Source organism: Halanaerobium saccharolyticum (assembly GCF_003259895.1).
In the GTDB taxonomy this organism is placed as follows: Bacteria; Bacillota; Halanaerobiia; order Halanaerobiales; family Halanaerobiaceae; genus Halanaerobium; species Halanaerobium saccharolyticum_A.
On sequence record NZ_QLME01000003.1, the window covers coordinates 1 to 22,387 of the forward strand.

23 protein-coding genes are annotated in these 22,387 nt (G+C 33.8%); all 23 read left to right on the forward strand.

Features of this window, described 5'->3' with window-relative positions; translation table 11 throughout:
* The first annotated feature begins 270 nt into the window (after window positions 1–270).
* The 23 genes from C7958_RS02925 (at window position 271) to C7958_RS03035 (ending at window position 22,387) form a co-directional block, all read left to right on the forward strand.
* Complete coding sequence (locus C7958_RS02925; protein WP_111571182.1) at window positions 271–996, forward strand: hypothetical protein; 726 nt, start codon at window positions 271–273, stop codon at window positions 994–996.
* 26 nt (window positions 997–1,022) lie between these two features.
* A complete protein-coding gene (locus C7958_RS02930; protein WP_111571183.1) occupies window positions 1,023–1,763 on the forward strand; it encodes a hypothetical protein in 741 nt (246 codons plus the stop codon).
* Between the two features lie 4 nt (window positions 1,764–1,767).
* Window positions 1,768–2,703 carry an alpha/beta fold hydrolase gene (locus C7958_RS02935; RefSeq protein WP_111571184.1) on the forward strand — a complete coding sequence of 312 codons (936 nt, stop codon included), beginning with the start codon at window positions 1,768–1,770 and terminating at the stop codon, window positions 2,701–2,703.
* Window positions 2,704–2,898: 195 nt separating this feature from the next.
* Window positions 2,899–3,780 (forward strand): branched-chain-amino-acid transaminase, encoded by an 882-nt coding sequence (ilvE, locus tag C7958_RS02940; RefSeq protein ID WP_111571185.1) that lies wholly within the window; start codon window positions 2,899–2,901, stop codon window positions 3,778–3,780.
* Between the two features lie 116 nt (window positions 3,781–3,896).
* Window positions 3,897–5,552 (forward strand): dihydroxy-acid dehydratase, encoded by a 1,656-nt coding sequence (gene ilvD, locus C7958_RS02945; protein ID WP_111571186.1) that lies wholly within the window; start codon window positions 3,897–3,899, stop codon window positions 5,550–5,552.
* Window positions 5,553–5,957: 405 nt separating this feature from the next.
* Window positions 5,958–7,628, forward strand: coding sequence for a biosynthetic-type acetolactate synthase large subunit (ilvB, locus tag C7958_RS02950; RefSeq protein WP_111571187.1), 1,671 nt, complete (start codon window positions 5,958–5,960; stop codon window positions 7,626–7,628).
* Window positions 7,629–7,631: 3 nt separating this feature from the next.
* Window positions 7,632–8,117, forward strand: coding sequence for an acetolactate synthase small subunit (gene ilvN / locus C7958_RS02955; RefSeq protein ID WP_111571188.1), 486 nt, complete (start codon window positions 7,632–7,634; stop codon window positions 8,115–8,117).
* A gap of 181 nt (window positions 8,118–8,298) precedes the next feature.
* On the forward strand, window positions 8,299–9,285 hold the full coding sequence (gene ilvC / locus C7958_RS02960) for a ketol-acid reductoisomerase (RefSeq protein ID WP_111571189.1): 987 nt from the start codon (window positions 8,299–8,301) through the stop codon (window positions 9,283–9,285).
* 33 nt (window positions 9,286–9,318) lie between these two features.
* Complete coding sequence (locus C7958_RS02965) at window positions 9,319–10,839, forward strand: 2-isopropylmalate synthase (protein WP_111571190.1); 1,521 nt, start codon at window positions 9,319–9,321, stop codon at window positions 10,837–10,839.
* Between the two features lie 93 nt (window positions 10,840–10,932).
* The gene (gene leuC / locus C7958_RS02970; protein ID WP_111571191.1) at window positions 10,933–12,198 is read left to right on the forward strand and encodes a 3-isopropylmalate dehydratase large subunit; all 1,266 of its coding nucleotides are present in this window, start codon (window positions 10,933–10,935) and stop codon (window positions 12,196–12,198) included.
* A complete protein-coding gene (leuD, locus tag C7958_RS02975; protein ID WP_111571192.1) occupies window positions 12,198–12,689 on the forward strand; it encodes a 3-isopropylmalate dehydratase small subunit in 492 nt (163 codons plus the stop codon). Before leuC ends, leuD begins: the two co-directional genes overlap by 1 nt.
* Complete coding sequence (locus tag C7958_RS02980; RefSeq protein WP_111571193.1) at window positions 12,690–13,757, forward strand: 3-isopropylmalate dehydrogenase; 1,068 nt, start codon at window positions 12,690–12,692, stop codon at window positions 13,755–13,757.
* Window positions 13,758–13,766: 9 nt separating this feature from the next.
* Window positions 13,767–15,341, forward strand: coding sequence for a citramalate synthase (gene cimA, locus C7958_RS02985; RefSeq protein WP_111571194.1), 1,575 nt, complete (start codon window positions 13,767–13,769; stop codon window positions 15,339–15,341).
* 324 nt (window positions 15,342–15,665) lie between these two features.
* Window positions 15,666–17,330, forward strand: a complete 1,665-nt coding sequence (locus tag C7958_RS02990; protein WP_111571195.1) for a GspE/PulE family protein — start codon at window positions 15,666–15,668, stop codon at window positions 17,328–17,330.
* A 17-nt stretch (window positions 17,331–17,347) separates the two neighbouring features.
* Complete coding sequence (locus tag C7958_RS02995) at window positions 17,348–18,388, forward strand: type II secretion system F family protein (RefSeq protein ID WP_111571196.1); 1,041 nt, start codon at window positions 17,348–17,350, stop codon at window positions 18,386–18,388.
* A gap of 97 nt (window positions 18,389–18,485) precedes the next feature.
* Window positions 18,486–18,929, forward strand: coding sequence for a type II secretion system protein (locus C7958_RS03000; RefSeq protein ID WP_111571197.1), 444 nt, complete (start codon window positions 18,486–18,488; stop codon window positions 18,927–18,929).
* A gap of 4 nt (window positions 18,930–18,933) precedes the next feature.
* Window positions 18,934–19,416, forward strand: coding sequence for a pilus assembly FimT family protein (locus C7958_RS03005; RefSeq protein ID WP_111571198.1), 483 nt, complete (start codon window positions 18,934–18,936; stop codon window positions 19,414–19,416).
* Complete coding sequence (locus C7958_RS03010) at window positions 19,406–19,816, forward strand: prepilin-type N-terminal cleavage/methylation domain-containing protein (protein ID WP_111571199.1); 411 nt, start codon at window positions 19,406–19,408, stop codon at window positions 19,814–19,816. The genes C7958_RS03005 and C7958_RS03010 overlap by 11 nt, the downstream gene beginning before the upstream one ends.
* Window positions 19,788–20,297, forward strand: a complete 510-nt coding sequence (locus C7958_RS03015; protein ID WP_111571200.1) for a type II secretion system protein — start codon at window positions 19,788–19,790, stop codon at window positions 20,295–20,297. Before C7958_RS03010 ends, C7958_RS03015 begins: the two co-directional genes overlap by 29 nt.
* 33 nt (window positions 20,298–20,330) lie before the next feature.
* Window positions 20,331–20,714 carry a hypothetical protein gene (locus tag C7958_RS03020; protein ID WP_111571201.1) on the forward strand — a complete coding sequence of 128 codons (384 nt, stop codon included), beginning with the start codon at window positions 20,331–20,333 and terminating at the stop codon, window positions 20,712–20,714.
* Between the two features lies 1 nt (window position 20,715).
* Window positions 20,716–21,459 carry a hypothetical protein gene (locus C7958_RS03025; RefSeq protein ID WP_111571202.1) on the forward strand — a complete coding sequence of 248 codons (744 nt, stop codon included), beginning with the start codon at window positions 20,716–20,718 and terminating at the stop codon, window positions 21,457–21,459.
* Window positions 21,450–21,914, forward strand: coding sequence for a hypothetical protein (locus C7958_RS03030; protein WP_111571203.1), 465 nt, complete (start codon window positions 21,450–21,452; stop codon window positions 21,912–21,914). Before C7958_RS03025 ends, C7958_RS03030 begins: the two co-directional genes overlap by 10 nt.
* A 14-nt stretch (window positions 21,915–21,928) precedes the next feature.
* Complete coding sequence (locus C7958_RS03035) at window positions 21,929–22,387, forward strand: hypothetical protein (RefSeq protein ID WP_111571204.1); 459 nt, start codon at window positions 21,929–21,931, stop codon at window positions 22,385–22,387.

Genomic DNA, 22,387 nt, shown 5'->3' on the forward strand with positions numbered 1-22,387 from the left:
CACTCTTGTCGAATATTATTAATAGGGCTTCACCTTCTTTCGAGTTTTTTGGGTGCTACTATTAAATTCGACAAGATTGGGGTGAAGCCCTTTTTATATCATTAAATTCTTTGTTATATCAAGGCTTATTTTTATGAAATTCGCTTACATAACAAAGAAAAAAATATAAATTATCTAATTAGACATAATTATAAAAAAGCTAAATATATTCCAACTAAAGATAATTTTCAAAGTTTAGTAGAAAAAGTAAATAAATCAGAGCAAGAAGCTTTGATTTTTATTAATAAGTTGAAAACTAAAGCTAAAAAATTTAAAGAAATATCAAATAGAGACTTTTTTGTTAATTATGATCCTACTTACAAAAAATATCAAATAATTATTTTTTTAGATATGAATGAATTTTCATTTGAAAAAACTAAAAAAATATTTAAAGAATTAGAATTATATTTAGCTAAAAATCAAGCTGATCAAATTATATTTATTCCTAAACTATATAAAAAATATTTTAAGTCACAAATAAAAAAATCTTATTTTGGTGAGTTTGAAAAAAATAAAATTTTTAAAGAAAATGAAATTCAAGACCTAGAAGTACTAGACAGAGGTATATTTAGTGCTTTTTTACCACACTTAAGCTCTTATCGGATAAGTTATATTGATCAAAAAGCTATGCATGAAGATGTAGGGCGCTATCACGGCTCAAAAATACAAGAAGTTAGAGGAGAATTTAGGGAAAAACATTATTTATATTTATTAAATAAAGGTAGTAATTTAGATATTAGCTTAGGTCTTAAAACCGAAGAATTAATTAAACGATTATATCAAAAAAAATACAATAAGAATTTAGATATTGATTTTATAGACTCCTATTTAATTTGGGATCAAAATTGTTTTGAAGTTGAAATTTATGACAGTATAATTAACCAAAATGAGGAGCTAAAGATTAGATTTTTAAAATATGACTTTCTTAATGATCAATTTATGGAACATCAGCAGTAAAAAAGATAATAGGAGAAAATAATAAAATGAAAATCATAGCTGCTTTATTAATCTTAGTAATTTTAGTTGGAGCAATAACTTTTTTTATGCTTACAATTCCGAAAAGAGAAGTAAAAAAAGTTTTAAAAGATGAGTTTGATAATCAAATTGAGATTATAGAATATAGAAAACAATATAACTGGTCAAATAAATTTTTGCCTAAAACTGTGGGTTATAGTACAGTATATCTTCACGATAAAAAAGAAGAAATAAATTTTATGATTGGCCATACTTATAAAGAAGATCAAGTAGGTCTTATAGATTCTTCTCTGACTATCAAGAAAAATATCAATCACTCAAAGTTGGCTGCCTTATCATTTACTAATAAATTAAAAAATAAGTCGCAAAAGTTTAAAAAAATATCAGATAGAGATTTTTTTGTTAAATTTCATTCTTCAGGAAAATATCAGATAATTATTTTTGCAAAAGAAAAACAATTTGATCTTAATAAAGATAAAGAATTTTTAGCAAAAGTAGAATTGTATTTAGCTAAAAATCCTGCTGATAATATTTTAGTACTTCCCCAAAAATATAAGCAATATTTTACTAATGAAATAAAAAAGGGCTATTTCCGTAACTTTGAAGAAAATAATTTTTTGAAAGCAGAAAATATTAAAAATGATAAAATAGTTACTTCAGCCTTTTTAGGACATCAATTAAATTTTTATCAAAAAGTTTATCAAATAGAATATGTTGATCAAAAAATAAAGATAACTGAGAAAGGATAATTTTATGTTTAAAAAAATAGCTATTTTAATAATAATTTTTAGTTTAGCATTTACTTTTAAGACAGCTGCTGGAGAAAGGCAAATAAGTTTTAGATCAGAAGAAACAGTTAATTTAAAATCTGAAAAACTAACCTATCATTTAGGTAGCAGGACTCCAAATAAGTTAAATAAAAATTTGTTTATTGCTCTGGAGGGAGCTGCTAGGAGACCTTATACTAACCTTGAAACATGGGAAAATTATCTACCGTCAAATACCGATTTATTATTAATAGAAAAATATGCTTTTAAAGACCAAGAACTTTTTGCTCAAACAAATAATCTAAAGCGTAGAATTAAAGATACTAAGTTTGTGATAAATTATGTCCTAAATTCTATTTATCATAATGATTTAAAAAATATTATCTTAGCTGGTAGATTAGAAGGCGGTAGAATTGCTCCTCAAATTGCAGCTGAAATACCAGAAATAACTCATTTGATTTCTTTATCAGCTGGTGGTTATTCACTAGAAAAAGAACTGAAAATTTTATTGGCTAAAAAAATTAAGGATCCAGTAAATGAAGGTAAATTTTTCAATAGGGTAAAAATAGATACTCAAAAAGAGCTTGCTGCGAAATTTGATATTATTAGGGAGTATCCAGTTCCAGATGCTAAGTGGTTAAATCTTACTTATAAGCATTTTGCCAGTCTTTTAGATTATGAGTCTGAACCTTATTTAAAAAACTTAGAAATTCCAGTTTTATATCTCATTGGTGAAGAAAGTAAACTTACTCCACCAGAAGGAGTAGAGTATTTAGCAAATAAATTTGCTAAAAGAAATAACTTTACTTTTAAAATACTTCCAGGTTTAGATTATAGATTTATTGATCAGGCTGGCGAAGATCAGAGTTTAAAGCTTGTAAAAAAAGAAATACAAAATTGGTATCTAAAAAATAAATTTTAATTAATTAAAATCTAATGATTAGTATTTAGAAAAAGCTTCCAATCTTTGGGAGCTTTTTTCTTGTCCTAAAGCTTGACATTTTAACTATTAAACTATATAATTTATAAGCAATAAATATTAAATAAAATGCTATCTCTATAGTAAAAAAGTTTATACTTTATTTAAAATTCAAATTAATTCAAGGAGGACATAGTAGTGAGTAGAAATATTTATTTAAACGGAGAAATTGTCCCGGAAGATCAGGCGAAAGTTTCAGTTTTTGACCATGGATATCTCTATGGCGATGGTATTTTTGAAGGAATTAGAGCCTACAATGGCCGGGTTTTTATGTTGGAAGAGCATATTGAACGATTATATGAATCAGCAAAAACAATCATGCTTGATATTCCTCTAAACAAAGAAGAAATGGAAACTGCGATTTTAGAGACTATCAGAGCCAATGAGTTGAGAGATGCTTACATAAGAGTGGTAGTTTCCAGAGGAGAAGGAGATTTAGGACTGGATCCCCGCAAGTGTCCAAAGCCGACAATTGTAATTATTGCCAGCGCTATTCAGCTTTATCCAGAAGAACTTTATGAAACAGGATTAAAGCTGGTAACTGTACCAACCCGGCGCAATGGCCCGGAGATGGTTAATCCCAGAATTAAATCTTTAAATTATTTAAATAATATTATGGCCCGGATTGAGGCCAATATGCAGAATGCCCCGGAAGCTATTATTCTAAATAGTGATGGTTATGTGGCAGAGTGTACAGGAGATAACATCTTTATAATTGATGATGATACTCTCTATACACCTCCAAAGTATGCAGGGATTCTGAAGGGAACTAAAAGAGAGGTAGTACTTGAAATAGCAGCAGAAATGGGATTAGAAGTCAGAGAAGAGCTGTTTACAAGACACGATATTTTTAATGCCGATGAATGTTTCCTCAGTGGAACTGCAGCTGAAGTTATTCCAGTAGTTGAAGTAGACAGCCGTAAGGTTGGAGATGGTGAGGTTGGAGCTAAAACAACAGACTTAATTGCTAAATTTAGAGAAATTGCCAATTCAACCGGGAAAGAAATATATTCCAATTAATTATAAACTGCTGACTCTGTATATAATTATTTTTTAACAATAATCTAGATAAAAAATTTATAATTAAATATAGTTAAACTTTTCAATAAGCAGCTAGCAGTATAAGGAGGAATAAAATGAGAAGTGATAAGATTAAAAAAGGTATCGAAAGAGCCCCTCACAGATCTCTGCTTTATGCGCTGGGCCTTGATGATGATGATATTAATAAACCTTTAATAGGGATTGCCAATTCAGCAAGTGATATTATTCCCGGCCATAAACATCTGGATAGAATTAGAGATGGAGTTGAACATGGAATTACAGCAGCCGGGGGTACAGCAATGAGTTTTGGTACTATTGGTGTCTGTGACGGAATTGCTATGGGCCACAGTGGGATGCATTATTCTCTGGCCAGTAGAGAAATTATTGCTGATTCGGTTGAGGCAGTAGTTAATGGGCATCAGCTGGATGGACTGGTTTTAATACCAAACTGTGATAAGATTGTGCCCGGAATGATGATGGCAGCAGCCAGACTTGATATTCCAGCGATTGTGATCAGTGGTGGTCCAATGGATGCCGGAAGCCACTGTGGTGAGGCAATTGATCTGCACAATGTATTTGAAGCAGTTGGTTCTGTAACATCTGGAGAAATGGATGAGCAAGAACTGGATCAGATTGCTCGTTCAGCCTGTCCAGGAGTAGGCTCCTGTGCTGGAATGTTTACAGCTAATTCTATGAATTCTTTAGCAGAGGTTTTGGGACTGGCCCTGCCGGGAAATGGAACTATTCCAGCAGTAAAAGCTGATCGAATCAGGCTGGCCAAAGCAGCTGGAAAAGCAGTGATGAGGCTGGTCGAAAATGATATTCGTCCCTCTGATATCTTAACTGAAAAAACTTTTGAGAATGCAATAACTGTTGATATGTCTCTGGGCTGTTCTACTAATACAGCTCTGCATTTACCAGCGATTGCTCATGAAGCCGGAATAGATCTTCCTCTGGAGAAATTCAATCAGATTAGTGATCAGGTTCCACATATCTGTTCTTTAACTCCAGCCGGTAAAAATCACATGGAAAATTTAAACGCAGCTGGTGGTATTCATGCAGTAATTAAGGAACTGGTTAAAGGTGATTTAATAAATTTAGACACTGTTACAGTTACAGGAAAGTCGCTGAAAGAAAATTTAAAGTCAATTAATTTTGTGGACTATGAGATTATTCGTCCTTTAGATAACCCCTATCATGAACGGGGTGGACTTGCGATTTTAAAGGGTAATTTAGCTCCTGATGGCTCAGTTGTAAAAAGAGCAGCAGTTGATCCCAGGATGATGGAGCACCGCGGACCGGCCAGAATTTTCAACAGTGAAGAAGAATCAATTGCAGCCATTAATAAGGGAGAGATCGAGCCCGGAGATGTGGTAGTTATTAAAAACGAAGGGCCAAAAGGTGGACCTGGAATGAGAGAAATGCTGGCTCCAACTTCTGCTCTGGCAGGAATGGGACTTGATGACAGTGTAGCGCTAATCACTGATGGTCGTTTTTCCGGTGCAACCAGAGGAGCAGCAATTGGTCATGTTTCTCCTGAAGCAGCAGCAGGTGGCCCAATAGCAGCCTTAGAAGAGGGAGATATTATTCACATTGATATGGATAAATTTATTCTGGAAGTAGAATTAACAGCAGCAGAATTAGCAGCCAGAATGGAAAAAGTTAAGCCCTTTGTACCTGAGGCCAGTGGTTATTTAAAGCGTTATGCTAAATTAGTTGGCTCAGCTTCTAAAGGAGCAGTACTTGATTAAAAGTAAAATTGCTTTAAAATGTAATAAATAACTAATTAATTAAAGTTATTTTGCAAAAATGATTGATAAAAGTACTAGAATTTAGTATAGTAAAAATATAAATAGAATATTAAATGAAGTTATGAGTATAGTAAGTAGTAGAGAAGGGTCGGCTTCATTTAAGAATTTTATAAATTGAGAAGAGAAGATAGCAGTTTTGTAAGTTGTTCTTAATAAACTGCAGAACAACTGATAATTTAACCGATATGCCTATTAAATAGGAAGTTTGTTGAATTTTCAGACGATTATTTCTCAATTTAGGTTCTTAGATAACTTTCTGCCCTGGATAATTGTATTCAGGGCTATTTTTGTATCTATTTATATTTCTAAGCTTTTATTTTTCAAAATCATAGCGGAGGTGAATCTATGCCAAAATTAAATGGTGGAGAAATAATTATTGAATCACTGAAAAAAGAAAATGTTGATGTTGTTTTTGGCTATCCTGGAGGAGCTGTAATCAATCTATATGATGCTCTGTATAATTCAAAGATGAAGCATTATTTGGGAAGACACGAGCAGGGGGTTATTCATGCGGCTGATGGTTATGCCCGCAGTAGTGGTAAAGTAGGAGTTTGTATTGCTACTTCTGGACCTGGTGGAACTAACCTGGTTACTGGACTTGCTAATGCTCAGATGGATTCTATTCCTTTAGTTGCTTTTACAGGACAGGTTTCAAGTTCTCTGATTGGTAAAGATGCTTTTCAGGAAGCTGATATTACGGGTATTTCTTTGCCAGTTACCAAGCATAACTTTCTGGTTACAGATATTAAAGATCTTGCTAGAACTATTAAAGAAGCATTCTATATTGCCCGTACAGGTAGACCGGGACCAGTACTTATTGACCTGGCAAAGGATGTAACTCAGGCAGTGGCAGAATTTGATTATCCTGATCAAGTTAACTTACCCGGCTATAGGCCTACTTTTGAAGGTCACAAATTGCAGATTAATAAAGCAGCAAAGGCAATTAATGAGGCTAAAAAACCGCTTCTATATGTCGGTGGTGGAGCAGTAATTTCAGGTGCACAGTCAGAAATCAGACAAATGGTGGAAAAAGCAAAAATCCCGATTACCACAACTTTAATGGCTTTAGGTATTTATCCTGAAGATCAGGATCTGGCCCTAGAAATGTTGGGAATGCATGGAACTCAATATGCCAATAAGGCAACCTTAGAGACTGATCTGTTAATTGCAGTTGGAGCCCGTTTTGATGATCGAGTAACAGGAAAGTTAGATGAGTTTGCCGCTCAGGCAGATATTATTCAGATTGATATTGATCCTGCAGAAATAGGTAAAAATCTTGATGTTGAGGTTCCGATTGTAGGGGATGTTAAAAAAGTTTTAAAAGAACTACTTCCTTATATAAAAGAAAAAGAAAATGGGGAATGGCAGCAGAGAATAAAAGAACTGAAAGAAAAATATCCTCTTCAATATGAAGCTGATGAGTCAGAAACAATTAAACCTCAGTATATTATGGAAGAAATTGATAAGTACACAAAAGGAGATGCCACAATAGTGACTGAAGTTGGCCAGCATCAGATGTGGGCTGCACAGTTCCATAAGTATAAAAAACCACGCCAATTTATTACTTCAGGTGGTTTAGGAACAATGGGGTATGGACTGCCGGCGGCAATTGGGGCTCAGATTGGACAGCCGGAGGAAAAGGTTGTGCTGATAGCTGGAGATGGAAGTATTCAGATGAATATTCAGGAACTGGGTACAGCTCAAGCCTATAATATTCCTGTTAAAATTATTATTTTTAATAATAAATATTTAGGAATGGTCAGGCAGTGGCAGGAATTTTTCTTTGACAAGAGGTATTCTTCAACAAAGATCCCGGCTCCAGACTTTGTTAAAATGGGAGATGCTTATGGTATCTGGTCTAAAAGTATTGATCAGAAATCAGAACTTGATACTGCACTTAAAGAAGCAATGGAGCACAATGGACCAGCTATCCTGGATGTTCACATTCCGGAAGAAGAAAATGTCTATCCCATGGTACCAGCAGGTGCCGGCTTAAAAGATATGATAGGAGGATAATTTATGACACATATTTTATCAGTTTCCGTACTTAACAAGCCCGGTGTTTTAACCAGAATTGCCGGACTCTTTAGTCGGCGGAATTTTAATATTGAAAGTTTAAATGTTGGTAAAACTGAAAATCCAGAGATTTCCCGGATGACAATTGTAGTTAAAGGTGACGAAAAAGTATTGGAGCAGGTTACCAAACAGCTGCATAAATTGATTAATGTTTTAAAAATAACCGAGCTGGATAAAAATTCAATCGTGGAAAGAGATTTAATTTTAATCAGGGTTAAGTGCACCCGTAAACAGCGCTCGGAAATCATTCAGATTGCTGATACATTTAGAGCTCAAATTGTTGATGTGGCACCTGATAGTTTAATGATTGAAGCCACCGGAACTGAGGATAAATTGGAAGCTCTAACAGAACTATTGAGGGATTTCGGTATTGCAGAATTTGTCAGAACAGGAACAGTGGCCTTAAGTAGAGGCCAGGCAAGTAAGTAAGATGTAGGAGGTAGCACTGAGCTCTCTTTAATAACGCAAGTATAGCTCAGCATTAGCACATCGAGTGCGTCAGAGCTCAGAAATTAGAATGATACTGAAAAGTCTTACTTCCAAAAAGTTTCTGTTAATTTTATTATCAATTAATTTTAAAAATATAAGAACATAAAAGGAGAAGATAGGAATGGAAATATATTACGATAAAGATGCAGATTTAAAGTACTTAGAAGACAAGGTAGTTGCGGTAATTGGATATGGTAGTCAGGGACATGCTCAGGCACAGAATTTAAAGGACAGTGGACTTAATGTAGTAGTCGGTTTAAGAAAAGAAAGTTCCAGCTGGCCAATAGCAGAAGAAGACGGCTTTGAAGTGCTGACAACTGCAGAAGCAGCAGCAAAGGCAGATTTGATTCAGATTTTAATTCCAGATATTAAACAGGCTTCAGTCTTTAAAAATGATATTGAACCAAATTTAGAAGCTGGAAATGCTTTAGTTTTTTCACACGGTCTTAATATCCACTATGATCAGATTGTACCACAAAAAAATGTTGATGTCTTTATGGTTGCTCCCAAGTCACCGGGACATTTAGTACGCAGACTCTATGAAGATGGGAAGGGTGTTCCCGGATTACTGGCAGTATATCAGGATTATACAGGTAAAGCTTATGACTTAGGTTTAGCTTATGCTAAAGGAATTGGCTGTACTCACGCCGGAGTTATCGAGACTACATTTAAAGAAGAAACAGAAACTGATCTTTTCGGTGAGCAGGCGGTCTTATGTGGTGGTACCACAGCTTTAGTTAAAGCAGGATTTGAAACTCTAGTTGAAGCAGGATATCAGCCAGAAATTGCTTACTTTGAAGTTTTAAATGAATTAAAATTAATTGTTGACCTGATGTTTGAAGGTGGAATTTCTACGATGCGTGATTCGATCTCTGATACAGCTCAATATGGAGATTTAGTTTCTGGTCCCAGAATTATTGATGAGCATGTAAAAGAAAATATGCAGGCAGTACTGGAAGATATTCAGACTGGTAAATTTACCAGAGAGTGGATTTTAGAAAATCAGGCAAATCGGCCAGTATTTAATTCTTTAACCGAAAAAGACGAAAATTCTCAGATAGAAGAGGTAGGACGCAAGTTAAGGAAGATGATGTCCTGGATTGAGTAGTTATCCCGGACAGAATAAAGGTGGTGAAAGATAATGGCAAGTGTTAAAATATTTGATACAACTTTAAGAGATGGTGAACAGTCTCCAGGAGTGACTTTAATTCCTGAAGAAAAATTGGCGATTGCCAAACAGCTGGCCAAAATGAAGGTTAATGTTATTGAAGCTGGATTTCCAATTTCTTCAGATGGGGATTTTAATGCAGTGAAAATGGTGTCTGAAAATGTAAGTGGAGTTGAAGTTGCAGCTTTAGCCAGATGCCGCAAAGGTGATATTGATCGAGCCTGGGAAGCAGTAAGGGATGCAGAAAACCCACGGATTCATGTTTTTATTGCTTCTTCACCAATTCATTTAGAATATAAACTGCAGATGACAGAAGATGAGGTTTTAAATAATGCAGTAGAAGCAGTAAAACATGCAGCTCAGTATACAGATAATATTGAATTTTCGGCAGAGGATGCTTCCCGCAGTGATATAGATTTTCTGGCTAGACTTTTTGAAGCAGTAATTGAGGCAGGAGCTAAGGTAATCAATATTCCGGACACAGTTGGTTATTCCGTACCTTCCGAATTTGGTCAGATGATCAAAGATGTAAAAGAAAAGACTCCAAACATTGATCAGGCAGAAATCAGTGTCCACTGCCACAATGACCTGGGGTTGGCAGTTGCTAATTCTCTGGCAGCTATCGAAAATGGTGCCACCCAGGTTGAGGTTTCTGTTAATGGTATCGGTGAGCGAGCAGGAAACGCTGCTCTAGAAGAAATTGTAATGGCTTTATATACCAGACAGGATTATTATAATCTGGATATAACACAGGACACAACCCAGATTGCCCGTTTATCCAAGTTAGTTGCCAATTCTACCGGTATATCTCTACAGGCAAATAAAGCTATTGTAGGGGCCAATGCTTTTGCTCATGAGGCAGGAATTCATCAGGATGGTGTGATTAAGGAAAGAACTACCTATGAGATTATGGATGCCAAAACAATTGGCCTTGATCATAATAAATTGGTTTTAGGTAAGCATTCTGGCCGCCATGCCCTCAAGGACTTTCTGGATAAATATGACTATGAACTTGACGAGGAAAGCTTTGAGAGCTTCTTTAAACGCTTCAAGGGGCTGGCAGATAAAAAGAAAAATATCAGTAATGCCGATATTATTGCTTTACTTGATAATGAATTGTATGATTACGAGAAAATATATGAGTTGGAATATATATCAGTTCTTACAGGTAAAGGATTATTACCTACAGCTACTGTTAGATTGAAAAAAGAAGGAGAAATAATACAGTCTGCAGCCTGTAATGGTGATGGCCCAGTAGATGCTATTTTCCAGACTATCAACGAACTGACTGGTATGGAGGACATCAAATTAATGTCCTATAAAATTGATGCAGTTACTGAAGGTAAGGATGCTCTGGGAGAAGCTTTTATTGCTGCTGAAATTGACGGCAAAATTTTTACAGGTCATTCTTCTCAAACTGATATTACTGAAGCTAGTGCAGCCGCTTATATTGAAGCAATTAATAAATATCTTGTCTATATGAATAATAAGTAAATTTAATGCAGCCTGAGTTTGCTCGGGCTGTTTAATAAATATTTTCAAACATCTATAATATTATAAGGATTTTAAGAGGAGTGATTTAAGTAAATGGGAATGACAATGATAGAAAAAATTCTTGCTGCTCATTCGGTTCAGGATGAGTTAAAACCTGGAGATATAGTAAATGCCAGAGTTGATATGGTATTAGGTAATGATATTACAACTCCAGTAGCAGTTGAAGAATTTAATAAAATTGGTGTTGATAGGGTTTTTGATAAGGAAAGAATTGCAATTGTACCTGATCATTTTGCCCCAAATAAAGATATTAAGGCAGCAGAACAGGTAAATATGATTAGAAAATTTGCCAGAAAACACGAAATTACAAACTTTTTTGAAGTCGGTCAGATGGGGATTGAACATGTTATATTACCCGAAAAAGGTTTAACCCTGCCGGGAGAAATTATTATTGGTGCTGACTCTCACACCTGTACTTATGGAGCTCTAGGTGCTCTGGGGACCGGGGTTGGAAGTACTGATATGGCAGCAGCGATGGCCACAGGTAAAGCCTGGTTTAAAGTACCTCCGACAATTAAATTTGTTTATAAAGGAGAACTTAAACCTCATGTCAGTGGTAAGGATTTAATTCTCTACACAATTGGTAAAATTGGTGTTGATGGAGCCCTATATAAAGCTATGGAATTTACAGGAGAAGCGATTGACAACCTGTCTATGGAAGGTCGAATGACAATGTCCAATATGGCAATCGAAGCTGGCGGAAAAGCTGGTCTGATTGCAGCAGACGAAAAAACAGAGGAATATCTCAAAGGAAGAACTCAGAGAGATTATACAGTGCGTAATGCAGATTCTGATGCAGAATATGAGCAGGTTATAGAAATTGATGTCAGCCAGATTGAACCGCAGGTTGCTTTTCCAAGTCTGCCAGAAAACACTAAAGGTCTTGATGAAATTAATGAGAAGATTGAGATTCAGCAGTCAGTTATCGGTTCCTGTACTAATGGCCGAATTGAAGATTTAAGAGTAGCTGCTGAGATTTTAAAAGGTCAGAAAGTAAACGGAAATGTGCGCTGTCTTGTCTTCCCTGGTTCTCAGGCGGTTTACAAACAGGCAATGAATGAAGGTTTATTTGATATCTTTATTGATGCAGGAGTAGCAGTTTCTACACCTACCTGTGGACCCTGTTTAGGTGGACATATGGGTATTTTAGCTGAAGGCGAAAAAGCGATCTCTACAACCAATCGTAATTTTGTTGGGCGGATGGGTTCTCCCGGAAGTGAAGTATATCTTGCAAGTCCAGCTGTAGCAGCAGCATCTGCAATTAAAGGTTATATTGCTGGTCCAGAGGAGGTTAAATAATGGTGTTTAAAGGTAAAGTATTTAAATATGGAGATAATGTTGATACAGATGTAATAATTCCGGCCCGTTATCTGAACTCATCAGATCCGGAAAATTTAGCGGCCCACTGTATGGAAGATATAGATCAGAATTTTGCCGATGAGGTAAATGAGGGTGATATTATTGTTGGAGGTAAAAACTTTGGTTCCGGTTCATCCCGGGAACATGCACCTTTAGCAATTAAATATGCCGGAGTTTCCTGTGTAGTAGCAGAAAGTTTTGCTCGAATTTTCTACCGCAACTCAATTAATATTGGTCTGCCAATTTTGGAATGTCCGGAAGCTGTTCAGGCAACAGAAACCGGAGACGAGTTAGAAGTAGATATTGACAAAGGTCAGGTTAAAAATTTAAGGACTGGCAAAACTTATCAGGCAGCACCCTTTCCTCCCTTTATGCAGGAGATTATTAAAGACGGCGGCCTGATTGAACATGTAAAAAAGGAGCTGGTATAGATGAGTAATATAGCATATATACCAGGCGATGGAATTGGAGAAGAAGTTACCCGTCAGGGAATCAAGGTTTTAGAATACTTAGATGGTGCTTATAACCTGGGACTTAAATTTGAAAAATTTGATCTGGGTGCGGAGAGATATTTAAAAACAGGTGATATTCTACCAGAAGATGTTTTAAATAAGCTGGAAACCTTTAATTCAATATATCTTGGCGCTGTCGGTGACCCGCGAGTAGAACCTGGTGTTCTAGAGAAAGGAATTTTACTTAAGCTCCGCTTTTATTTTGACCAGTATGTAAATTTAAGGCCGATTAAATTATATAAGGAAGAATTTTCTCCTCTAAAGGGAAAGGGAATTAAAGATATTGACTTTACTGTTGTTAGAGAAAACACTGAGGGGATTTATGCCGGTATTGGCGGTTTTCTTAAGAAAGATACACCGGATGAAGTAGCAACTCAGGAAATGATTTCTACCCGTAAAGGGGTGGACAGGGTAATTAAATATGCCTTTGAATATGCTCAGGAATTTGGGAGAGAACCTAAACTAACAGTCTGTGATAAAAGTAATGTTCTAACTTATGCACATAATCTATGGCAGCGTTCCTTTAAGGAAATGGGTAAAAATTATCCTGATGTAGAGCAGAATCACTTTTTAGTTGATGCAATTACAATGAAAATGGTTCGTAATCCAGAAATCTTTGATGTAATTGTTACCTGTAACATCTTTGGTGATATTATTACTGATCTCGGTGCAGAAATTCAGGGTGGAATGGGAATGGCTGTTTCTGGTAATATTAATCCGGATAGTATTTCAATGTTTGAACCTGTTCATGGAAGTGCACCTGATATTGCCGGTCAGAACATTGCTAATCCACTGGCAGCTGTTTTAGCGGCTGGAATGATGCTCAGAGAACTTGGTTATGGGAATCTGACACCAAAGGTGAAAGCAGCTGTTAAAGATGCTTTAGAGAATAATATGGTTACTGCAGATCAGGGTGGAGATTTAAGCACAGATGAAGTTGGGGATTATCTGGTTCAAAATCTCAAAAGCAAAGAGGAAGGTGAGTAGTGATGACTAGTGGGATTAACACTTTATGATACGACTTTAAGAGATGGTTCTCAGGGAGAAGGAATTTCTTTATCACTTGATGATAAATTAAGAATCACCAGACAATTAGATCGTTTTGGTATTGATTTCATTGAAGGAGGCTGGCCTGGTTCCAACCCAAAAGATGAAGCCTATTTTAGAGAAGTTCAAAACATGAACCTGGAGCATGCCGAAATTACGGCTTTCAGTTCAACCAGAAGAGCCAACATTAAAGCTGCAGAGGATCCCAATATCCTAAAATTGGTTGAAGCAGGAGTGGATTATGTAACTATTTTTGCCAAAAGCTGGGATCTTCATGTTACGGATGCCCTGCAGATCCCTTTAGCTGAAAACATTGAAATGATCAAAGATACAGTTTCATTTTTAAAGTCAAAAGGGCTAAATGTCTTCTTTGATGCTGAACATTTTTTTGATGGCTATGCAAATAATCCTGAATATGCACTAAAAACTATAAAAGCAGCTGCTGCAGCGGGAGCTGAACTCCTGATTTTATGTGATACTAATGGGGGAATGCTGCCTTCTCAGGTGACTAAAATTATGCAGGAAATAAAAGCAGAGACAAAGACTCCTCTCGGGATTCACGCTCATAATGATGGTAATCTTGCTGTTGCTAATTCTCTTGCTGCCTACGAAGAGGGTGCTGTTCAGGTTCAGGGGACAGTAGGAGGTCTGGGTGAGCGCTGTGGAAATGCTGACTTATGCAGTGTTATTCCAGCTTTACAGTTAAAGTATGGAGAAAAAGTAGTTTCAGATCAACAGCTTAAACAGCTCAAACCTTTATATTTCTTTGTAACTGAAACAGCTAATCTAATTCCAATTAATAATAAGCCTTATGTTGGCAAAAGTGCTTTTACCCATAAGGGTGGAATTCATGTCAGTGCAGTCCGTAAAAATCCACACACTTATGAGCATATTGAACCCGAACTGGTCGGTAATGAGCGTCGGGTTCTGGTATCAGAGTTGGCTGGAAAGTCTAATCTGCGCTATAAATTAAAGGAGATTGGTTTTAATTTAGATGATTTCTCTGATCAGATGATAAAAAAATTAATTAAAAAAGTTAAAGCCTTAGAAAATGAGGGTTATCAATTTGAAGGAGCAGAAGCTTCACTTATACTTTTAGCTTTTAGAGAGTTTAAAGATTACAGTTCTTTTTTTGAAATTGAAGATTTCAGAACTAACAGTGTTAATCGAGGCGATCAGACTTATTCTGAGGCTGTTGTCAAAATGACAGTCAACAGCAAGAAAGTCCATATTGCTGCTGATGGTGATGGGCCTGTTAATGCTTTAGATAACTGTTTTCGTAAAGCTCTGGTTTCATTTTATCCAGAAATAACTGAAACTAAATTAATTGATTATAAGGTTCGTGTTTTAAATGGAAATGATGGAACAGCAGCCAAAGTAAGGGTTTTAATTGAAACTGCAGATCTGGAGAAATCCTGGACAACTGTTGGAGTTTCCACAAACATTATTCAGGCATCCTGGGATGCTCTACTGGATAGTATTGAATACTGGCTTTTAATTGAAGACGGAATAACAATTAATTAAAAACAGATAATTGTTTTAGTAAAAAAATAATATATTTAAAGATAAACAGCTGTGGAATTATTTCTGCAGCTGTTTTTTTATGGGCTGAAAAACATAATAATATATTTGTGTTTCAATTAACTAACAAAATAGCTATTATTTTACATTTATTTATAATAACATAGCTATTATTTTATATATTTTGAAAAAAATTACAAAATTATGCAGGAATATCTCTTTGGGCCGCGAATATAAAAACTAATCAGTAAATGTTAATAATTATAAATATTTTAATAACTAAACTTGAATTATTAGTTATTAAATTTAGAGAAAGAGAGTGTTTTTATGCAGAATTTTTGTGAATATTTAAATAATAGATATAGTATTTCTTCAGATGTCTGGTCAAAACTAAACTTTTATGCTAAAAATAAAAAAACAAAATTAGTAATTGATTATATTAAAAGCAAAAAGATCATAAACGAGGCAGAATTACTGCAGGCAATGTCCTCCTATTTTGAAATTGAACTGTTCCGAAATTCAAAAATTAAACTGGATAAAAATAGTGCTCTAACTCTGGATTTATCTCAGGTAAAAAAAGATCAGATCTTAATAATCAGTCAGAATCCAAAAATTATATCTTTTGGCAGCATTTATCCACCTGATTTATTTTTAGAGGAAAAACTAAAATTTAAATTCAAAGCCAGAATAAAATTTTATTTGATGTCAGAAAATGAATTTAAGGAGGCAGAAAATTTTATTTACCGCAGTTATTTTCAGGTTAACCAGCAGGAACTTTTAAAAGATTTAGGAGATTTCAAAAAAATAGATAGCAGAGATTTAGATAGTTTAAGAAGTATAGTAGAAGATGCTCCAGTAGTAAAACTGCTAAATAAGATTTTAACTGAGGCAATTTCCTTAAAGGCAAGTGATATCCATCTTGAACAAAAAGAAAATCATTTTAAAGTTAGATATAGAATAGATGGTATTTTAAAAAGTTATTATAGTTTACCTGGAGAAATAGCAGCAGCTGTTATTTCCCGGATTAAAATTATTTCATCAATGGATATTACAGTCCGGCATTTACCGCAGGATGGGAAAATGGAATTTAAATTCCAGGAAACAGATTATGATATTAGAACTTCTATTATTCCGACAATCTATGGCGAAAAAGCTGTATTAAGACTTCTCTTAAGAAATGAAAAATTATTAGAAGTTAAAGAATTAAATTTTGATAGCTATAATTTGGAGAGATTTAAAAAAATATTTGATTTTAATTCTGGAATTATATTACTCTCAGGTCCAACAGGAAGTGGGAAGACAACTACTCTATTTTCAATCTTAAATCAGCTGGCCGCAGAAAAAAATAATATTATCACAGTCGAAAACCCGGTGGAATATAAACTGGAACTTTTAAATCAGATAGAAATTAATGAGGCTCAGGGCTTAACTTTCCCAATAATTTTAAGGTCAATTTTAAGGCAGGATCCGGACATTATAATGATTGGAGAAATTAGAGATCAGGAAACTGCAGAAATAGCAGTTAGAGCTGCTGTTACAGGTCATCTTGTTTTAAGTACTATTCATACTATTGACAGTATTTCTGCAGTTAGCAGGTTGATTGAGATGGGAATACCTCCTTATTTAATCAGCAGTACTCTTAATGCTGTCGTAGCACAAAGGTTATTAAGAAAGCTCTGTCCTGAGTGTAGTGAAAAAATTAAGATCAGTCAGGAAGATCAAAATATTTTTAGGCAGGAGAAAATTGACTATATTTTTCAGGCTGAAGGCTGCAGTAATTGTGATGATGGCTACAGAGGTCGAACACCAGCAGCTGAAATCTTATTGATCAATGATCAGTTGAGAAGACTGATCAGTCAGGAGGCAGATTATTCTCAGCTTAAAGAAGAGGCACTGGCCTCAGGCATGCTGACACTTACCAATTCTGCTCTTAAGAAAATGAAAAAAGGAATTACAACCAGAGAAGAAATTTTGAGAGTAATTCAGATTTAATCTTATAACTGGAGGAGATGACAATTTTGTTTAGAAAAAGTTTTGATTTAAAATTTTTTGCATCCCAGTTAGGGATAATGCTTAAATCAGGTTTGAATTTAAATCGTTCTTTAATTATTATTTCCAAACAAACTAAAAATCAGGAAGAAAAAGAAGTATATAGTGGAATAATAAGAAATATAGAGTCAGGTTTAAGCCTGGCCGAAGCGTTAAAAGAAGAAAAAGTTTTTACTGATCTCTTTACTGCAGTAGTCAGGGCCGGAGAAGAAAGCGGCACCCTGGTTGAAGTTTTAAAAAGTCTGGAAAATTATTATAGTAATAAAGAAGATTTAAAAAAAGAAATAAAAAAAGCTTCTTTTTATCCGCTAACTGTAATCACTACCGTATTTTTAGCAGCAGCCTTTATTTTCAAATTTATTTTGCCCGTATTTATAGATCTTTTTGCAGAATTTAGTGGAAAACTACCACTGATAACAAGAATATTTTTAAAACTGAGTTTAATCTTTAATGATCATTTCATTTTAATTGTAATTTTCATAATATTATTAATAATATTATTATTTTTAGTTTTCAAGAATAATAAACGAAATGATTTAAAAAGCAAATTTTTATTAAAGATTCCATTATTTTCAGTTATCTATCAGGATTTAATCTTAACCCAGATAGCTACTTACTTATCTTTATTTTTAAAAAGCGGGTTAAAATTAATTTCTGCTCTGGAACTTTTAAAGAATATTGTAAGTGACCATCAATATCAAAATTTTATTAAGAAAACAGCTTTAAATATTTCTAAAGGGGCTTCTTTAACAGAATGTTTTGATGATAGTGAATATATCCCAAATCTTTTTTACTATCTTATAATGACTGGAGAAGAGACAGCCCGAATGGAAACGATGCTGGAGAGAGCAGGTGATTATTATTCTAAAAAATTAAAAAATGAAATTGCTAAAATGCTGCAGTATTTAGAGCCTTTTTTGATAACATTAACTGCAATTTTTGTTGCTTTACTTGCTGCAGCAGTAATGATGCCGATGTTTCAAATCTATTTAATTATTTAGAACTTTTAATTGGATTGAAATAATGAGATTAAAATTAAGTTTATTTATTAATTCAATTAAAAAGTAAATGGAAAACAAAACAGAGAGGAATTTATTAATGATAAAAAAATCTGAAACTTGTAGGGAAAACTTGGTCAAAAATAAGTCCGGTTTTACGCTAATAGAACTGTTAATTGTGATTGTAGTGCTTGGTATTTTAATGTCAATGGCAGTTCCAGCATTAAGCGGAGTTAAAAATAAGGCAGATACTGCTGTAGCTAAAGCTGATCTGCACAACATAATGCAGAGTCTGGAAATGTATTATCTGGACCAGGGAGAATATCCAGGTCAGAGCACTAAAGGTGATTTGAGTTCGATCAGTGGAGATTTAGATGAATTAAATATTAAAAATGAGGCAGCAGCTTACAGTTATCAGAGTGATGCTGACTCAGGAGCAGAAAAGTATATGATAATTTATAAGGCTGACTCTGATGAATTTTATTATATTTCTACTGATCAATCAGCTTTAACTGGTCCGGAAACTACAGAGCCTACATTATAGATTAATGAAACATAATACAGGTTTTACTTTAATAGAGATCTTGCTGGTGATTACAATTATGGGGATTTTATTTACAGTTAGCTATAGGCCACAGTTAAGAAATGATTTTCTAATTGAGCAGGAAGTAGAACACCTGGCAGCAGATCTGAGGTGGGCTAGAAATAAAGCGATTCTGGATAGTCAAACTTATATCTTTCGAATCTATACAATTAAAGAAAATAGCGGCTCCAATAAAATCCCCTACTATTTTTATATTAAAGAAGGGGGACAGAAAATTATTAAGAAAAAAGGTTACTATTCTTCCAGCTTAATTCTTTATAAAACATTAAGCTTAAAGATTGTAGATGCCGAATATTATGAGTGGATTAGATTTAATAATACTGCAACAGCAAGAGGGGGAACAGTAGCTCTGGCAAAAGCGCAGTCGGGAGCAAAAAAATATTCAATTACAGTCAATCAATTAGGGAGGGTTAGAGTTGAAAAATAATGCAGGATTTTCTCTACTGGAAGTTATTATTACAATTTCATTAGCAGGTGTCGTACTGGCAGTAATGAGTAGGACCATAAAAACTGGACTGGAAGTCCATACATTTTTAGCAGATAAAAATGCAGCAGTTAATTGGACCGAGTCTGTTTTAGAAGCCTATAAGAATAAAGATCTGCTTGAAGAGGGAGTTGAAGATAGTGACAGCGATTTTATAAAAAACCTGGAATTACTTGAAAAAGAATCACTGCCTAAAGACTATGAAATGACAAGAGTTGAAGTGATCCCATATGAAAAAGACGGAATTCAGTATGATGGTTTATATAGATTGAAAGTGGAAGTAGATTTCAAATGCAGAAATAAGGAGCACCAAAATGAAATGCTTGCTTTGCTGCAGAGATAAATTAAAATCAGAAAAAGGATTTACCCTACTGGAAATGCTGCTGGTGATAACTATTTCTTCTCTGCTAGCTGTAATTTTTCTACAGTTGATTTTAAATCTCTATCAAAATAATAAATTTTTTAACCTACAGAATGCCTGGCAGCTTGACGCCTATCTTGCAGTTGATTTCATGGCAGCACAAATAAAGAACTCAAAGAAGGTAGAAGTAATTAGCGGACAGGAAATAAATATTTTCACTTATTATGATCAGAATTATCAATGGTTAAAATTTTCTCTTTATCAGAGTGGAGCCAGTAATGCTCTGGGACGTTCGATTGGTAGTTCAGACCTGGCAAACAAAGATTTTGGAAAAAATCTGGATCTGATCGATAAAATTGAAGAACTCAATTTTAGAATTATGGAGCCGGGTCTGCTGAAAATAACTCTTTATTTAGTCGAGGGTCAAACACAGCTCACTGTAAGTAGACTGATTAAAATTTAAGGAGTTTCGAATAATAAAAAAGTAGGTAAAATAATGTATATAGAAAAAAAAGATGGCTATGTGTTATTTATGAATTTGATATTAATTACCTTAATTGGTTTATTTATTCCGCTTTTAATTCAGCAGCAGAAACTTAATTATAGAATCTTAAACAATAGAATTTCTGCTGCTCAAAATAAGGAGGCGGTTGAGTCAGCACTGCAGTATCAGTTGTATTTTTTTGAAAAAGAAAATTTGCTGTTAGATGAAGATATAAATTTAAGTGAAGAAATAAAAATAACGATTAAAGGAAAGGAGGACGATAATTTTATTTACTTAACTGCTGAAATTGATTCTGGAATACCGTATATTGCTGAAATGACAATGGAGAAGGAAAGTTTAAAAATAGTTAATAAAATAATATATAGGAGTGAGTAAAATGTTTAATAATTATTATTCTATAACAATCCCTTATGAAAACAAATTGAGAAACCTTGTAGTTAGAGAAAAAAATAATCAAATTAATTTTGTAGATGGAATTAATGAACTTTCTTCAATTGGAAAAATTAAGAAGTTTAATTTTAACTGTCAGTATGTTGTGCTGCTGCCAGCTGCTTCTTTATTTTATCATTCGGTTGTCCTGGAAGAAAAGAATCCTTATCGGATTAGTGAGGATAATATTTTAAGTAAATTTGCAGAGGTTAAGGAGAATTTTGAAGAAGAGTTTTACTATGATTATTTAGAAATTGTATCTGATCAGACTCAGGAGAGAGAAATTAAGTTTTTTGCAGCTGATAAAAAAATTCTGGATCCGCTAACAGAAAATATGGAAAAATATAAAAATAATTACCTGGTTTCTGCTTTACCGGTAGCTGTATTTTCCGTAGTTAATAAAATTGTAACTACTAAAAACTATCTTCTCTATTATAAGATCAACAATTGTTATACACTGCTGACTGCTGTAGATAAAAAACTTGACCTACTGCAGTCTTCAATTGGAGAAAAACAGTTAGCACAGGAATTAGAAAAAAACAAAAAATACTATCTAAATAATAAAGGAATTGAGCTGGAAGTACTGGAAGGGAAAAGTGATTTGCTTAAGCTCGGTGAGCTGATAGAACTAAAAGATGATGATTTTGTTTTCTTAGCCTCTTTGCTCTGGAGTATCAGTAGATGTCAATAATTTTCAAAGAAAAACACTTTGATCATTTAATGATTTTAGTTAATAATCTTTTAATTATAATCTTATTATTGGTTGTTTTGCTAACTATTTTCAATATCTTGACTGAAAATAAGGTTGAGCTATTAAAATCTGATCAAAAGTTGTTAAAAGAGGAAGAAAAGAAATATAGATCTTTAATAACTGATCCATCAATATCTCAGAAAGAAAGTGAAGTGAAAAATGATAAGTATATTTTTTTAATTTCTCTTACAGATTATGCAGATAACTTAAGTTATAATTCGCTGCAGTTAAAAAATAATAAAATTAATTTAAAGGCAGTTACCAATCAGCAAAAAAATATTTTTGCGTTAATTGAGGCTTTAGAAAACGATCATAAATTTATTGAAGTAGATCTAATTAATATTAATCAAAAAGACAATTACTATTTTGAAATTGAAACTCTGACTGAGCAGTAATGAGGTGAATAAAAATGATTATTAATCAAAAAAAAATATTCAAAATTTCTTTAATCTTTTTACTGCTCTTTCTATTATTAAGTCAGGGGCTAAAAAGTAGAGAAATAATAAAAGAAAAAGAAATTATGCAGTATAAAATTTCAGAACAAAAGCAGCAAAATAATAATTTAAAAAATGAATATTCTACTAAGATCAGCATGCGTAATTCTGAAAGTGATAATCAGCTAATAAATATAAAGGAAAAAACTGCTGCTATTTTAGCAAAAGTACAAAAATATGATTTGATACTTATCGATTTCAGTAGTACAGAAACTGAACTAAATCTAAATCTTGAAGGTAACTTCCATTCGATTTTAAACTTTGTCTATTATTTAGAAAACAGTATAGAATCTTTAAAAATTATAGAGTTTAAAATCAAAAAAAATAAGGATACACTCTTTTTCTTTGTCAAACTAAAAAATGAGCTGATATAA

Bases quoted from the DNA above. Each gene is read 5' to 3' on its own strand.
- C7958_RS02990 (WP_111571195.1), top strand. From the start codon at position 15,666: ATGCAGAATTTTTGTGAATATTTAAATAATAGATATAGTATTTCTTCA.
- ilvN (WP_111571188.1), top strand. From the start codon at position 7,632: ATGACACATATTTTATCAGTTTCCGTACTTAACAAGCCCGGTGTTTTA.
- C7958_RS03000 (WP_111571197.1), top strand. From the start codon at position 18,486: ATGATAAAAAAATCTGAAACTTGTAGGGAAAACTTGGTCAAAAATAAG.
- C7958_RS03025 (WP_111571202.1), top strand. From the start codon at position 20,716: ATGTTTAATAATTATTATTCTATAACAATCCCTTATGAAAACAAATTG.
- C7958_RS02965 (WP_111571190.1), top strand. From the start codon at position 9,319: ATGGCAAGTGTTAAAATATTTGATACAACTTTAAGAGATGGTGAACAG.
- ilvD (WP_111571186.1), top strand. From the start codon at position 3,897: ATGAGAAGTGATAAGATTAAAAAAGGTATCGAAAGAGCCCCTCACAGA.
- C7958_RS03015 (WP_111571200.1), top strand. From the start codon at position 19,788: ATGAAATGCTTGCTTTGCTGCAGAGATAAATTAAAATCAGAAAAAGGA.
- ilvB (WP_111571187.1), top strand. From the start codon at position 5,958: ATGCCAAAATTAAATGGTGGAGAAATAATTATTGAATCACTGAAAAAA.
- C7958_RS03005 (WP_111571198.1), top strand. From the start codon at position 18,934: ATGAAACATAATACAGGTTTTACTTTAATAGAGATCTTGCTGGTGATT.
- C7958_RS03035 (WP_111571204.1), top strand. From the start codon at position 21,929: ATGATTATTAATCAAAAAAAAATATTCAAAATTTCTTTAATCTTTTTA.
- C7958_RS03030 (WP_111571203.1), top strand. From the start codon at position 21,450: ATGTCAATAATTTTCAAAGAAAAACACTTTGATCATTTAATGATTTTA.
- leuC (WP_111571191.1), top strand. From the start codon at position 10,933: ATGGGAATGACAATGATAGAAAAAATTCTTGCTGCTCATTCGGTTCAG.
- C7958_RS02930 (WP_111571183.1), top strand. From the start codon at position 1,023: ATGAAAATCATAGCTGCTTTATTAATCTTAGTAATTTTAGTTGGAGCA.
- leuD (WP_111571192.1), top strand. From the start codon at position 12,198: ATGGTGTTTAAAGGTAAAGTATTTAAATATGGAGATAATGTTGATACA.
- ilvC (WP_111571189.1), top strand. From the start codon at position 8,299: ATGGAAATATATTACGATAAAGATGCAGATTTAAAGTACTTAGAAGAC.
- C7958_RS03020 (WP_111571201.1), top strand. From the start codon at position 20,331: ATGTATATAGAAAAAAAAGATGGCTATGTGTTATTTATGAATTTGATA.
- C7958_RS02980 (WP_111571193.1), top strand. From the start codon at position 12,690: ATGAGTAATATAGCATATATACCAGGCGATGGAATTGGAGAAGAAGTT.
- C7958_RS02995 (WP_111571196.1), top strand. From the start codon at position 17,348: ATGACAATTTTGTTTAGAAAAAGTTTTGATTTAAAATTTTTTGCATCC.
- C7958_RS02935 (WP_111571184.1), top strand. From the start codon at position 1,768: ATGTTTAAAAAAATAGCTATTTTAATAATAATTTTTAGTTTAGCATTT.